Below are 14386 nucleotides of genomic sequence, written 5' to 3'. Positions count from 1 at the left end.
GAACAGGCTCTTCGTACGACGCTATGATTAAGCTCCTTGGGTGCATTTACCGGCAGACGATAGCTCTTCACCCCATCTTGAAGCCAAGCTAGGAAGGTTTCACCCAACTTTAAGACTTTCTCTTCTTTCTTCGAGGCTTTCTCTCGGACCGTCCGGGTGCTCGACCAGGGCTCGGGGCGCTCCTCAGCCGATGGCCAGATCAATGCCGACAGGACGAGCAAGCAGATAGGCCTTCAACTCTCTCGGCACCCGAGGCGAGACCAGCCACAGGGCATCCTCGGTCAGGTAGAGGGGCGCGCCGGGTTGATTGATGCCCAGCTTCTCCTTGACCAAATGCCGCAGGCCATCGGCCAGTTTGCGCTGCAGCGATTGGGTCGGGGCCTCGAAGGCCTTGTTCGGATCCCCGACCAACGCTTTCGAGACACTGGTGAGATCGGCTTGGCCGACGATCTCACTGATGATACCCCCGCGCTCGGGCACGCCGCTGACGGCGTACATCATCGTCCCGAACAAACGGGGCTCGCTGTAGAGTCAATCCAGAGCCTTCGATGACAGAATCTGCTGGATCAGCAGGAGATTGGTGGTCTCATGCAGGTGGTAATCGCGATCCTCCCGATAGGGTTCCGGGATGGGGCCATGCCAGAGATGCCACCGCCGCCCGCTGATCAGGTGGATCTCGATGTCGACGAGGACCTTGGCGACATCATGCAGCAGCGCGGCATAGAGGATGGCCACCGTCCACAATTCGCCGACAGCAGTTTGTTCTTCCGGCGACGCGCCGGGCGGCAGCAAGTGCTGTCGACGAAGTCGCATGGCGTAGCACACGACCTCCAGGCCGTGATCCAGCATCCCGCCACGGTAGGCGTGGTGGTGGGACTCAGAGGCCGGTAGTTCCTGGACCATCCCGGCATACCGTTCGATGGGTGCCTGGACGTAGTCGACAAAGACCTGTCGGGACATGGAGCACATGTCCCAGAGCGCCCCGATCAGTTGTTGCCGGTAGGGGGACTGCAGCAGTTGCCCGCCGGGTTGAGGGCTGAGCCAGCCCGCCTCCTCGCTGCGTTGCCGCGTTTTCCTGGCTGTCCAAAACAAGCCGAGCATTCTCAGTACCTTGGTTGAGATGTCCGTCGGTATCTGAGCGGCTTACCGGGGCGTCGGTACAGAGAGAATGTTAAGTCCAGCGCGAAGGGTTTTATATTAAGACGAGGCATTGAAAGCATAGGAGGTTTGAAACAGAGGGGTGTGGCAGATTTCCTACATAAGCTGTAGTAAATGTATTATGGTATTTTCCTAATCCTATAGTGCAGTCTTGGTTACCATGGCTTATCTCAATAAGGCCTTTGAAATCGAGGGACATAAGCCGACTGAATAGGCGTACCACTTCTATGGCTATCTGGCTGCTTTTAGTTAGGAAGGTTGCTAGGAATCACTGGAAGCTAAGGTTAGGGTGTCATGTGACTAACACATCTTGGACCTACTCCGAGAAGGTTTAAAGCAAAAATGAGTAGGTGCGTGGATACCAGGTTTTATACCGTAAAGCTAAAGTAGGTGGTTATAGGGGGCAGTCAGATTGGCTGATGTGGGGTAAATTTATAAGGGACGAGGTGATTTATGAGGCAGTGTACATGTGCAAAAATGGTTGTTGGTTGCATGGGGCTTTTACTATCTTCGCTAGTATTGGCTGATGTGGGGGTGTCGGAGTCAAATAGAGCAGGTCAACAAACCTCCTCTGAATGGGAGATGGCAAAAAAAGCTGTGCGAAGTGGAGATAAAAAACAGCTGGAGCATATCATTGAGTCTCGCGGAGATATCGTCAATAAGGTTGATGGTTATTTTACTCTGCTTGGAATTGCTGCCAGTAAAGGCGATTACGGCATTGTACAAGAGCTTGTAAAGAATGGTGCAGATCCCGATATAGCAGATGGGAGTGCATTGTATCATGCTGTACCTGGAACTTTGGAGTCATACAATAAAAAGGATATTGAAGAGCGTTTAAAAATAGTTCTTTATTTAATTGATAAAGGAGCGAGCCTGAATCATGAAACCCCGGAAAGCAACTCTGGAGTGTCGGTTTCTGAAGCCCTGATAATGGGGTTTTGTGATAAAAATAATTTCCCAGAATATTCTGCAGAATTTTTGAGAAGTCACGGATTTGAGTACTCGGTTGTTTCAAGATATCGTCATAATTATGAGCATATTGCAACTTTGACGAAAGATGAATTTTCTAATAGTGGGAAGGGTAAAGAGTGTGTGGATTTTATGTTTAGGGCGACGAGTGGGAAGGGGGTTGAGTCGTATTTTGTTGAATAAGTGGTGATTGCAATATAAGAGGTGGGGTTATGTCAGACGCTCAAAATGAATTGAAACGCAATAGAAGTTGGCGCAATGCCTATGTCTCCCATATGAAAGACACGAGAATAAAAGAGATTGCTCGGCAAAGCGCTGTGGATTTCAAGATTGCTAATGGAGAATCCTCCACTGGTTCCGACTTTCTTGATTTGGTCAGAGAGGTTGTAAGCAATCACATTCCGACCAATTCAGCTATGGAGTCCTATAAAGAGGCTGCAAATGCAATGGGAATTCAGTTTAGCTTGAATTTTCAAGTCAATCAGACCGTTGCAAAGATGAGGGAAGACCTGGACACGCTAGGGATAGGCGGGATAAGTACAAGGGGCAGGCTCAATATTAAAGATGATGCTATGGATATGTTTAATGATTTTGTGCAAAAGCCGCTGTCCGAGATAAGAGAGCCAATTCCCCAGCCACCAGTTCGTGAGGCTTTTGGAAGCTACCCTCCACCGAATGTTGACAAGATATCTAATGGTTCAAGCTCCTCCAGTTCTGGTGGTGATGGCCCCGCCTCAGATCATGTTGGAGAGGGGCACGTAAGTATGGGGCCTACAACAACCTCTAGCTTTCCCGTTACTTTGGATCTTAACCATGATGATATCGTTAATCTCCAGCCGCTCTCTTCCTCCGGTAAGGGGCCTCGATTTGATTGGACTGGCGATGGCATTGCCAATCCCACGGCCTGGGTTGGTCCGGAGGATGGGCTGCTAGCCATTGACCTGGGAGCTGAGGGACAGGCCGGGCCAGATGGTCAAATCAATCAGGCTAGGGAATTGGCATTCACCGAGTGGGTTCAGGGGCGTGCAGATGCTTCTGAGTATACGGACATGACGGCTCTGCGGGAAGTCTTCGATACTAATGGCAATGCTCAATTGGACGCGGGTGATGAACGCTGGAACGAGTTCCGCGTTTGGCAGGATGCTAATCAGGATGGCCAGACCGATAAGGGTGAGCTTCGTACACTGGAACAGGCCGGTATCGAGCGGATCGCGCTCACGCCTTCCCCAGACGGTGCTCGCACCCTGGCAGATGGGACGACGGTGACGGGTACGAGCAGCTACACGACGTCGGATGGTTCGCAGGGGGTAGCGGAAGATACGGTCCTGCGCTATGCCAAGAACTCTCGAGATGGGGCCGCTACCCCATCGATGCAGCAACTGCGCGAGGAGCTTGCCCGCAGCAAGGTGCTCCAAAGTGAAGAAGCGCTGTATGGTGATGCCATGCCCCAGTATCGAGTGGATGAACGGCGCACTCAGCCCGCTTGGACACCATCGGCCGAGGACATTGCCTGGGGTGAAGAACAGGGCGCCAAGCTGATGGAAAAACTGGGCATGACGCCGATGCAATCTACCCCCATGAGTCGATGGCAGCGCGCGAAGGCCTGGTTGGGGAATCGACTTGGTGGAGCACAGAGCATGACAGATGTCATGGACGCTCCGTCCAAAGGCTTGCCCGAGACTTCTGAGCTAGCCGGTAACGCGAAGCTGGCGTCATCGGGCTCCCGCTTCGATATGACCACCAAGGCGGCGACAGGAACACCCCCAGTCACATCTCAACCCTTCATGTCCTGATAAAAAAACCTTGGTACATGCATGCAACATGGGGGAGGCAATGTCTCCCCCTACTTGATAGGTGGTACATAAGGATAAGGGACTAACATTAACATGACGTCAGGGAATGGGCATGCTTCGGAAGCAGCTCCACATGCTTCTGATTATTCGAGTCAACAGGATAGTGGTTTGATTGCCTTGTGCTTGCTCGCCAAGCAGGAACACCGGGCTGCCTCGCCCCAACATTTGGCTCACCAGATGGCGTTGAAGGCACCTGTGGAAGAAGAGGATATTTTGCGAGCGGCCCAATTGCTGGGGTTGCAAGCGAAAGCCATGACGGTGAAACGTTTGCATGGCTTGCAACGTGCTATTGCTTGCCTGACTGATGGCTCCTATCGGCTGGTTGATGGCCAAGGGGATGCTGGCCACTATCGTATCCTCAATCCGCTTACCATGGTGGTTGAACATGTGTCCTGGGAGGAACTGCTGGCATTGACCCGGGGACGGTTGATATTCGTGAAACGAAACCCGGAAGCCTCTAAGGACAACTCCTCTGCGTTTGGACTTGGCTGGTTTCTCCCGACGCTGTGGCGTTACCGTCGACCCATTGGGCATGTGCTGGTGGCCAGCTTGTTTATCCAAGCCTTTGCACTAGTGACGCCACTCTTTTTTCAAGTCGTCATCGACAAGGTTCTCGCCCACCATAGTTATGAAACTTTAGTTGTCTTGGTGATTGGGCTGATAGGGCTCGGGGCCTTCGATGTAATATTGCAATATCTGCGTACCTATGTCCTGTCGCATACGAGTAACCGCATTGATGTCGAGTTGGGGCAGCGCTTGTTTCGTCACCTGCTGTCTTTGCCGCTGGACTATTTCGATACCCGTGCTACCGGGCAGACTGTTGCCCGGGTACGGGAGCTGGAGACGATACGTGAGTTTCTTACTGGGCAAGGCTTGTTTAGTGGTATCGATTTGTTATTCACCTTCGTCTTCATTTTTGTTTTGTTTCTTTATTCTTCGACCCTGGCCTGGATCGTAGTTGCCTCGATACCCGTATATATTCTCATCACTTTGTTGGTACGCCCCTTTCTACGCCGGCGAATTGACGAGATGTTTAACCGAGGGGCTTATAGCCAGCAGTTATTGGTCGAGTCGGTGGTGGGCATGCAAACCCTGAAAGCTTCTGCGGTTGAGCCTGTCGTGGCTAAGGAGTGGGAGACGCGTTTGGCCTCTTATGTGAAGTCATCTTTTGCGACCACAATGTTATCTGCGAAGGGGCAGAATGCCATCCAATATGTCAGCAAGCTGACAACCGCTGGCATCCTTTACTTTGGAGCCAAGGCGGTGATCCAAGGGGATATGACCGTCGGTGCCTTGGTCGCTTTCAATATGATAGCAGGGCAAGTGGCTCAGCCGATTCTACGGTTATCTCAGTTTTGGCAAGATTTTCAGCAGGTACAGATCTCCATTACTCGACTGGGCGACATTCTGAATGAAACGCCAGAACCCGTACCAACGGAATCCGTTTCTATGTCGCCCCCAGTGGGAGCGATCGATATCCACAAGGTGACTTTTCGATACCAGCATGATGGTCCCGAGATCTTAAAGGATATCGAACTATCTATTGCATCTGGCGAGGTGGTGGGAATCGTTGGAGCATCAGGGTCTGGGAAGTCAACTCTGGCGAAGCTGATACAGCGCTTTCATATGCCCAGTAAAGGACAAGTATTTTTGGATGGTCAGGACATTGCACACGTTGATCCCACTTGGTTGCGCACTCACATTGGTGTAGTACTTCAGGAAAACCTATTATTTCATAGCAGCGTGCATGACAACATCGCATTGGCTGATCCCTCTCTGAGTCGTGAAGCTGTCATTCAACTGGCCAAATTGTCAGGGGCCGATGTCTTCATTCGTGAGTTACCCCATGGGTATGACACTATTATTGAGGAACGGGGAGCTAATCTCTCAGGGGGGCAACGTCAACGTTTGGCGATTGCCCGGGCCTTGGCGACTGATCCGCCGATGCTGATTTTTGACGAGGCTACCAGTGCGCTCGATTATGAAAGTGAACATCTCATCATGCAGAATATGCAGGAGATAGTGCGCGACCGGACCGTACTGATTATCGCTCATCGACTGGCGACAGTACGTCAATGTGACCGTATTGTGGTAATGGAAGATGGCAATATCGTTGAAGTGGGTTCACATGACGAACTGATAGAAAAGCCTGAAGGACGTTATGCGTGTCTGTGGGCACTACAGACCGGCGCCAGTGAGTCAGAGGTATGATAAAGTACTGGCGTATGCGACAGCAGCAAAGAGCGCAACAAGCCTTTTTACCGGCAGCGCTCGAGATCATTCAGACCCCAGCATCACCTACGTGCATTATCCTGCTATGGCTAATTTGTGTGTTCGCCATTTCTGCCGCTCTATGGAGTTATGTCGGACATACTGACATTGTCGCTACAGCACTAGGAAAGTTACAGCCACAGGGACAGGTCAAGGTTGTACAGCCATCAAGGCCAGGTCGAGTGAAAACAATTGCCGTGGAGGATGGACAAAAAGTCGAGAAAGGGGACGTGCTTGTTACTCTGGATAATACCTCGACTCATGCCGATGTGGCATTATTGGAAGCAAAGTTGGAAACACTCGAAGGACAAATCGCGCGTCATCGGTCTGCCTTGGAAACGGCTAGGCAATGGCAAAAGGTTGACCTTTGGTCTAGTGATTCGGAACTGATTGTGCCCACATCCTTACCGTCTGTTGGAACCTCGCTGTCGAATACTGTACGGACTAGAGCCTATGACACCTACAGTACTGATCTCTATGAGCTACGTGCTACCTTGACTCAGCTGGCAGCGCAGTACCGTCAGAAGCGCATGGAAATCTCTTCGCTAGAGGACACCATCGGGGCGCTACGTAACCATTTGCAAAGCCAAAGAGAGCTTGTCGGTCTATATGCTTCGCAAGTGGCATCCAAGGGTGTTTCTCGAGCCAAGTTGCTACGAGAGAGAGGCGGGCTCGAGGAGAGCCGTATATCATTGGCACAAAATACGGGACAGCTCGCCACTTCGCGCTCTTCGTTATCCGTTATAGCTGGGGATATAGCCGTTGCTTTCGAGAGGTTCGAGGCAGATAACACACAGCGCCTTGAGGAAGCTATACAGAATCATGATGAGGTGGTTCAGAAGTTGGCTAAGGCACGTCATAGTCAATCAGCCATGACCTTGACTAGTCCAATAGATGGCGTTGTACAAGCGCTATCTATCACGACACCTAATCAGTTTGTGGCTGCCGGTGTCGAGATAATGAGAATCGTTCCTGAGAAGGCTCCGTTAGAGGTTGTAGCGTATCTGTCGAACAAGGATGTTGGCTTTGTCCAAACGGGACAAGAAGCGACGCTTAAAGTGCAGGCCTTTCCGTTTACCCGGTATGGTCTCGTCGAAGGGGAAGTCGTCAAAGTGGCCACGGATGCCATCACGGGCACGCGGGCGCAACGACGAGCTAATAATGCTATGCAGGGGGCACGGGGAGAACTTTCGACTGGGCAGGCGGAGACGGTTCAGGGCCTCGTTTTTCCTATCACGGTGAAGCCCAAGAGGGATTCTTTGAAGGTGGATGGGAATATGGTGCCGTTATCGGCTGGGATGACGGTTCAGGTAGAAATCAAGACGGGGCGACGACGGCTGATCGACTTTCTGTTTTCGCCACTTGTAGAGGTCGTGTCTCAGGCTATGAGTGAACGATAAGCGATACATATCGCTATGTTCCTGTAAGCTTGTGCATGTTGAAACCATGGCGCCTGATGAGCATATAGCCCACCACCTCCAGGCCGTGATCCAGCATCCCGCCACGATAGGCGTGGTGGTGAGACTCGGAGGCCGGCCATTCCTGGACCAGTCCGGCATACCGTTCGATGGGGGCCTGGACGTAGTCGACAAAGACTTGCCGGGACATGGAGCACATGTCCCAGAGCGCCCCGATCAGTTGTTGTCGGTAGGGGGGCTGCAGCAGTTGTCCACCCGATTGAGGGCTGAGCCAGCCTGCCTCCTCGCTGCGCTGCCGCGTTTTCCTGGCTGTCCGAAACAAGCCGAGCATTCTCAGTACCTTGATGGGGATGACTCGCGGTATCTGAGCGGCTTATCGGGGCGTCGGTACAGAGGAAATGTTAAATCCAGCGCGTAGGGTTTCGCGGACGGGATTTGCTTTGCCGCCTTTCACCTTGGATTCTGTGTATAAGCACATGGTAATCAAGGGGACATCACGGGTGTGTCGCACAAGCCTGCCGTGATGGCGTGAAGAGAATAACCAGCTTCCCACCAAGTCATATCCTAGCAGGCGAACGGTCAACATTCTTATGACCCTTTATGCCTGAACACCGGGCCATCATGCACTCGGCAGGAGTATCTGGAATGTCCTTCTCGCTACATGGCCACGGACGGGGTTTGGCGATGGCTGCCGCCGGTGTCACGGTCTTGAGTTTCGACAGCCTGCTCGTCCGGCTAGCGGCGACGGATGGATGGAATATCATCTTCTGGCGGGGAACCCTGATGGCCCTGTCGCTTGGCTTGTTGTGCCTTGATAGGCGTCGGCTGTCGACCCTGCGTGGGCACCTTGGAGCATCTCTGTGCTCGGCCTTACTGCTGGGCATCATCTCGAGCCTGTTTGTCCTGGCCGTCATGAACACAAATGTGGCAAATGTGGTGGTCATTCTGAGTGCTGCCCCCCTGTTTGCCGCCATCTTCACGCGTTGTTTTCTGCATGAGACGGTGGCAATGCGCACCTGGCTGGCCATTCTCTCGGCGATGGTCGGCGTGATGATCGTCTGCTCAGGCTCGCTGACTGGGGAGGGTTTGGTCGGCGATCTCTATGCAGTGATCGCCGCGGCTGCCGTCGGGGGTAACCTTACGCTCTTGCGCCGTTATCCCAACCTGGACAGGTTTCCTCTCATCGCCATCGGAGGTGGCCTATCGGCGTTGGTTGCCCTGCCCATGGCAACACCTCTTGCCCTCACGACGCAAAGTTACGGCGTATTGGCCCTGATGGGGCTATTGCAGATGCCACTGGCTACCGCCCTGATCAATGGGGCAACCCGCCATCTACCGTCGGCGGAAGTTGCCCTGTTCTATTTGATTGAAGCTGTGTTTGGCACTCTGTGGGTATGGTGGTGGTTGGATGAGCAGCCACCGCAGGCCACGCTGCTCGGTGGGTCATTGATCCTGGTGACACTCTTCATCAATGCCTGGCTGGGCTTACGCGGGTCATCCCACCGACTGGTCCAGCCCTCTGGCAAGTACCGCAACCCATAGGGGTCGCCTCTCCAGATATCGTTTCGCCCGTTGCGCCTCCCTGCGGAGGCGCTTTTTTTGAACGATACCAGGTCGGCACCCACCGATGACTCGAGCAAAAGAGAACGGGGCTCGATGGAGCCCCGTCAATCATCTATTCCGGATACACCGGTAGACTGTCCAATATCCCGGTATCGGGATCGAAGATAAGAAATCGCACATCGGCCTGCGCGGCGAGTAGTTCCAGGCAACGCTGGAGAGGTGGTCGGTGTTGATCCTCGTCGCAATGTATCAACGGCGCACCGTCGGTCGGCGAGATGACCAAGGCGCGCTGGCATCACTAGGGCAGTATCGGCCTATGTCCTAGACGGGAAAGGCGGCCCGCTCGGATCACAGTCGTTAGCGTGATGCTCATGGTACCTCCTTGTAGAGAGGTGATGAGCGCTAGGGAGGGGGCTTGAGATCTCAAATGTTATGTTATAACGTTGCATTTATTGCTTCAGAATAAGAGCGTTAGACAGGTGCTCGACACCATGCCCATGGGGAGAACTGGCTTGATGCCGACATCCGCTGAGAAAGCGCATCTCTTGGCAATGCCGGAGACAGACTACATGAACGGCGAGCAACTGGACTTTTTCCGGCGCCAGTTGATCGAGGAAAAAACGGCGGTTGAGAGACGCTTGGTCGAGCTCCGTCATGCCATGGCGGTTCACGAGCAGAATAGTGACGAACTCGACCAAGCCGCTTATGAGGAAGAACTTGGCTTGCAGCTGCGTCAGGCCGATCGGGAAACCCGGCTGCTAGCCAATATCGCTGCTGCCCTGAAGCGAATCGACACAGGCGAGTTTGGCTACTGCGAAGAAATGGGGGAGCCCATCGGCTTGCCGCGCTTGCTGTTGAGGCCTACCGCACGCCTGAGTCTGGAGGCCAAGGAACGTCAGGAACAGCACGAGCATCACTACGCGAAAGTGCGGCGCTAGTACTGGGATGTCGTGAGACACCTGGGCGCCGTGCCGGCATTGCCCAACCCGTAGCAAGGAGTAGGTCGTCATGAAAACACGTGCAGCCATTGCCTGGGAGCCCAACCGCCCACTGGAGATAGAGGAGATCGATCTGGAAGGTCCAAAGCCGGGCGAGGTATTGGTGCGGATCGTCACGACCAGCTTGTGCCACACGGACATGTTCACGCTGTCCGGTCGAGACCCTGAAGGCAATTTCCCCTGTGTTCTGGGGCATGAAGGAGTGGGCATCGTCGAAGATGTGGGCAAGGGCGTCACTTCGGTAGCGCCGGGCGATCACGTCATCCCGCTCTACACGCCGGAAGACCCGAACTGTCCCTATATCCAATCCGGGAAGACCAACCTGAGTCAGACCATCCGTAAGACACAGGGGCAAGGTGTCATGCCGGATGGTACTAGCCGTTTCTCCTACAAGGGGAAAATGCTTCATCACTACATGGGGACCAGTACCTTCAGTGAGTACACGGTGTTGCCTGAAATCGCCGTGGCCAAGATTAATCGTGAGGCGCCTCTGGCCAAGGCTTGTGTCATGGGGTGCGCTTTGCCAACCGGCATTGGCGCTGTGCGCAACACGGCCAAGGTTCAGCCAGGCGACACCGTGGCGGTCTTCGGGTTGGGGGCCGTGGGCATGGCGGTCATTCAGGGGGCCAAGCTGCAAGGGGCTGGGCGGATCATTGGTGTTGACGTCAATCCGGCCAAGTTCCCCCTGGCGGCATCGCTCGGGGCCACGGAATGCCTCAATCCGGATGATTATCCCGAGCCCTTGCATGAGGTCATCATCGAGATGACCAACGGGGGAGTCGACTTCTCCTTCGAAGCGGTCGGCAATGTGCGCTTGATGCGGGCAGCCCTGGAATGCTGCCACAAGGGCTGGGGCGAAAGCATCATCATCGGTGTCGCCGGGGACGGGGAGGAAATCTCGACGCGCCCGTTCCAGCTGGTTACCGGGCGTGTCTGGCGTGGCAGCGCTTTTGGCGGAGTCCTGGGTCGCTCCGAGCTGCCGGGCATGGTCGATGAATGGCTCTCGGGGCGCTTCGATGTCGATCCCTACATTACCCACAACATGGGACACGATCAGATCAACACCGCGTTCGATCTGTTGCGGCGCGGCGAGTCCATTCGCTCGGTGATTCACTTCCAGACGCAGGACACCATGGTTGGTGATTTGCCAGGTGAAGTTGTGGGCGAAACGCGCAACATTCCTGCCCTCATCTAATAGAAGGAAAAAGGCGATCTGGTGTGGCAATGCATATCTCTGCGCCAGATCGCACCAATCGCATTCAGGTAGCAAGGGCCAGTCCAGCAGGGCTGCGTGAGCCATGACATGGAGCCGCGGTGGCATGTCATAACTTCGGATCGCCAGGAGCAGCGACTGGTCGCGTCGGCGACGCCGCACTGACGGCCAGCTCGCTGTTGCTGACGCTGGAAGGCACAGCCTGAATGTCAGCGTGAATCTTTGGTGTAGTGGTTGTTTGTTCATGTAGCTCGATGCTCAATCCCCGCTCTTGGCTGAACCGCTGAAGTATCTCCTTGGGGCCAGCGAGGGATAACTAGCTAGGTCATGAAGCTGTATCGATTCAGCAACGGTTTTGTCACTTCGACTCATTAGCCTCTGGGGACATTGATCAAGGTTCACAATGAGAGGTTGGCGAGTATGGCAAATCCAGCGGATACGATCCCTCGGTCGTCGGCGGCGCCCGGGGAGAGCGGTAATGGGCTGCAATGGCTGGCGGTTATTGGGCTTATCTACCTTTTGATCTGTGCTGTCAGCCTGATCGGTGGCGGATTCAAGATGGCAGTGGGAGATCAGGCGAGTCAGCTGTTTGCCTTCGCCTCCAATCCCTTCGTTGGTTTGATGATCGGGATCGTCGCCACGGCATTGATTCAATCCTCCTCGACGGTGTCCTCGCTGATCGTCGGTATGGTGGCGGGCGGGCTGCCGGTGACGATTGCCATCCCCATGATCATGGGCTCCAACGTCGGCACGACCCTGACCAACACGCTGGTCAGCCTCGGCCACATACGCAGCAAGGAAGAGTTCCACCGAGCCTTCTCCGCTGCCACCGTGCATGACTTCTTCAACCTGCTGGCCATCCTGATCTTCCTGCCCCTGGAGATGATGTTCGGCCTGCTCAATCAGGTAGCGGGAGCGCTCAGTACCATGCTGGTGGGGGGCGGTAGCTACTCCATATCGGATGCGGACTTCATGGACATGGCGACGGCGCCCGTGGTGGGTACTCTGGAAGACGTCATGACGATGCTCCCAGGGGTGTTCGCCGGCCTTGCCACCATAGCCGTAGGCCTGGCGCTGATCTTCCTGTCGATCCGTTATATTGGCAGTCTGCTCAAGCGCCTGATGATTGGTCGCGCCAAGGCGATCCTGCACAGTGCCATCGGCCGTGGTCCCTTGGCGGGCATCGGCTCGGGCACCCTGGTGACCATGCTGGTACAGTCCTCCTCGACCACCACTAGTCTGATGGTGCCACTGGCCGGGTCAGGGGCCTTCACCCTGCGTCAGATCTATCCCTTCGTGATCGGTGCAAACATCGGCACCACTATCACCGCGCTGCTCGCCGCCACTGCGGTCGGTGGGGCAGTGGCTACCTATGCGCTGCAGATTGCCCTGGTGCATGTGCTCTTCAACGTGTTTGCCGTGGCACTGATCTTCGGCGTTCCGATGTTGCGTAATCTACCGCTGCAAGGGGCGGAGTGGCTGGCATCGCTCGCAGCGAAACGCAAGCTGTTCGCCGCGCTCTGGGTGCTCGGCGTGTTCCTTGTACTGCCGATGCTGCTTATCGGCATCACTATCATCATGTAGAGAGGTTGCCATGAACGACCTGAATCGCATGTCCAATGAGGACCTGGAGCGGATGATCGGGGAGGCCGAGAGTTGCATCCAGGAAATTCGCGCCGAGATGGAGCGGCGTCAGCAACAGACCCAACACGAGGCCATCGACTCCCTCGAATTGTATCTCGAGCAGGCCGATGTCGGCTGGTCCGACGTCAGGAAATTCTTCCAGCAGGTATTGCAGGAGCTGCGTCGATGAAGAGGGCTATGGCGGGAGGTATATGCTTTGCCATGCTGTTGGGCCTTGGCCCGGCAGCGTCGAGTTGGGCTCAGGAGACGGTCCGTGCCGACGGTTCGAGCACTGTCTATCCGATCACCCAGGAAGCAGAGCGGCGTTACGCGCACAACGCCGGCGTGGAGGTCGACGTCCAGTATTCCGGCACCACCGGAGGATTCCGGCGCTTCTGCGCGGGGGAGACCCAGATCAACGATGCTTCGCGACCGATCAACCGCGAGGAACTCAAGGCCTGCGCGGAGAGTGACGTCGAATTCGTCGAATTGCCGATTGCTCTTGATGCCCTGAGCGTGGTCGTGCATTCCGATAACGACTGGGCCGAGGAGATCACCATCGAGGAGCTGCGTCGCCTTTGGGAGCCCGCGGCGGAGGATTCGGTGATGACCTGGCAGCAAGTGCGCCCCGAATGGCCAGACCGGCCCATCCGACTCTTCGGGCGCGGCCAGGATTCCGGCACCTACGACTTCTTTACCTCCGTGATTGTTGGCGAGACCCGCGCGAGCCGACACGACTATGTTGCCAGTGAAAACGAGGAAGCCCTGGTGGAAGGCATCATGCTCGATCGCGAGGCGCTCGGGTTTTTCGGTGTGGGTGCCTACTTCCGCCATTGGGAAAATCTCCAGGATCTCGCCATCGACGCTGGCGATGGCCCGGTGCATCCCTCCCTCAACGCTGTGCGCGAAGGGCGCTACCCTCTAGCGCGGCCACTGTTCTTGTATGTTAACGCGGGCGCCCTGCGTAACGATCCCCAGCTCCAGGCCTTCCTCGAGGCCTACCTGGATGGATTGAGCAATTGGGTGCACTTCACAGGCTATATGCCCCTGCCGGAGGCAGCCTACGATGATGCCAAAAAGCGCCTGGCATCAATGACCACGGGCTCGCGCTTCGCTGGCGAGCTGCAGGTCGGCACGGACATCAATAATTGGGGCAAGTAGTTCTCCATGAACGCGGTAGAGCCATTGGTAAGTGTCCACCGGCTGGCGTGCGCTACGAAACCTTGCAAGTTGATATGTGGCAGGGAATAGCGGACTTACGCCGCTTCCGGAGCTTTATGATACTGCGAAGCTTACAAGGCCCATTATTCGGAGGATCCG

11 protein-coding genes and 2 pseudogenes are annotated in these 14386 nt (G+C 55.1%); 10 read left to right on the top strand and 3 right to left on the bottom strand.

Features of this window, described 5'->3' with window-relative positions:
- Nucleotides 1-183: 183 nt before the first annotated feature.
- A pseudogene (gene mobH, locus FZZ93_RS18555) lies at nt 184-1101 on the bottom strand (MobH family relaxase).
- Between the two features lie 510 nt (nt 1102-1611).
- Here mobH and FZZ93_RS10510 point away from each other — a divergent pair.
- From FZZ93_RS10510 to FZZ93_RS10495, 4 genes are all read left to right on the top strand, one after another.
- Nucleotides 1612-2310: an ankyrin repeat domain-containing protein gene (locus FZZ93_RS10510; RefSeq protein ID WP_149322282.1), complete on the top strand. Its 699-nt coding sequence runs from the start codon at nt 1612-1614 to the stop codon at nt 2308-2310.
- 29 nt (nt 2311-2339) lie between these two features.
- Nucleotides 2340-3920, top strand: a complete 1581-nt coding sequence (locus tag FZZ93_RS10505) for a hypothetical protein (protein WP_149322281.1) — start codon at nt 2340-2342, stop codon at nt 3918-3920.
- 93 nt (nt 3921-4013) lie between these two features.
- Entirely contained in the window at nt 4014-6191 is a 2178-nt protein-coding gene (locus FZZ93_RS10500; RefSeq protein ID WP_149322280.1) for a peptidase domain-containing ABC transporter, read from the top strand.
- A gap of 14 nt (nt 6192-6205) precedes the next feature.
- On the top strand, nt 6206-7651 hold the full coding sequence (locus FZZ93_RS10495) for an HlyD family type I secretion periplasmic adaptor subunit (RefSeq protein WP_187774509.1): 1446 nt from the start codon (nt 6206-6208) through the stop codon (nt 7649-7651).
- 13 nt (nt 7652-7664) lie between these two features.
- Here the strand turns inward: FZZ93_RS10495 and FZZ93_RS10490 are convergent, their stop codons facing one another.
- On the bottom strand, nt 7665-8000 hold the full coding sequence (locus FZZ93_RS10490) for a TraI domain-containing protein (protein WP_149322278.1): 336 nt from the start codon (nt 7998-8000) through the stop codon (nt 7665-7667).
- A gap of 314 nt (nt 8001-8314) precedes the next feature.
- Here FZZ93_RS10490 and FZZ93_RS10485 point away from each other — a divergent pair, with 314 nt between their 5' ends.
- The 3 genes from FZZ93_RS10485 (at nt 8315) to FZZ93_RS10475 (ending at nt 11425) form a co-directional block, all read left to right on the top strand.
- A complete protein-coding gene (locus FZZ93_RS10485) occupies nt 8315-9211 on the top strand; it encodes a DMT family transporter (RefSeq protein WP_149322277.1) in 897 nt (298 codons plus the stop codon).
- A gap of 536 nt (nt 9212-9747) precedes the next feature.
- On the top strand, nt 9748-10170 hold the full coding sequence (locus FZZ93_RS10480; RefSeq protein WP_149322369.1) for a TraR/DksA family transcriptional regulator: 423 nt from the start codon (nt 9748-9750) through the stop codon (nt 10168-10170).
- Between the two features lie 70 nt (nt 10171-10240).
- Nucleotides 10241-11425, top strand: coding sequence for an S-(hydroxymethyl)glutathione dehydrogenase/class III alcohol dehydrogenase (locus FZZ93_RS10475; RefSeq protein WP_149322276.1), 1185 nt, complete (start codon nt 10241-10243; stop codon nt 11423-11425).
- Nucleotides 11426-11565: 140 nt separating this feature from the next.
- Here FZZ93_RS10475 and FZZ93_RS18775 read toward each other — a convergent pair.
- A pseudogene (locus FZZ93_RS18775) lies at nt 11566-11705 on the bottom strand (IS481 family transposase); the annotation flags it as partial.
- 158 nt (nt 11706-11863) lie between these two features.
- On the opposite strand from FZZ93_RS18775, the gene FZZ93_RS10470 reads away from it, so the two are divergent.
- The 3 genes from FZZ93_RS10470 to FZZ93_RS10460 are packed head-to-tail and all read left to right on the top strand — an operon-like array spanning nt 11864 to nt 14227.
- Entirely contained in the window at nt 11864-13027 is a 1164-nt protein-coding gene (locus FZZ93_RS10470) for a Na/Pi symporter (RefSeq protein ID WP_149322275.1), read from the top strand.
- A 10-nt stretch (nt 13028-13037) separates the two neighbouring features.
- Nucleotides 13038-13256 (top strand): hypothetical protein, encoded by a 219-nt coding sequence (locus tag FZZ93_RS10465; protein WP_149322274.1) that lies wholly within the window; start codon nt 13038-13040, stop codon nt 13254-13256.
- Nucleotides 13253-14227 carry a PstS family phosphate ABC transporter substrate-binding protein gene (locus FZZ93_RS10460; RefSeq protein ID WP_149322273.1) on the top strand — a complete coding sequence of 325 codons (975 nt, stop codon included), beginning with the start codon at nt 13253-13255 and terminating at the stop codon, nt 14225-14227. Before FZZ93_RS10465 ends, FZZ93_RS10460 begins: the two co-directional genes overlap by 4 nt.
- The last annotated feature ends 159 nt before the right edge of the window (nt 14228-14386 follow it).

The sequence above is a fragment of the Halomonas eurihalina genome (assembly GCF_008274785.1).
GTDB lineage: Bacteria > Pseudomonadota > Gammaproteobacteria > Pseudomonadales > Halomonadaceae > Halomonas > Halomonas eurihalina.
Note: the sequence above shows the minus strand (reverse complement) of the source record. Positions and strands in the feature narration are given on the sequence as shown.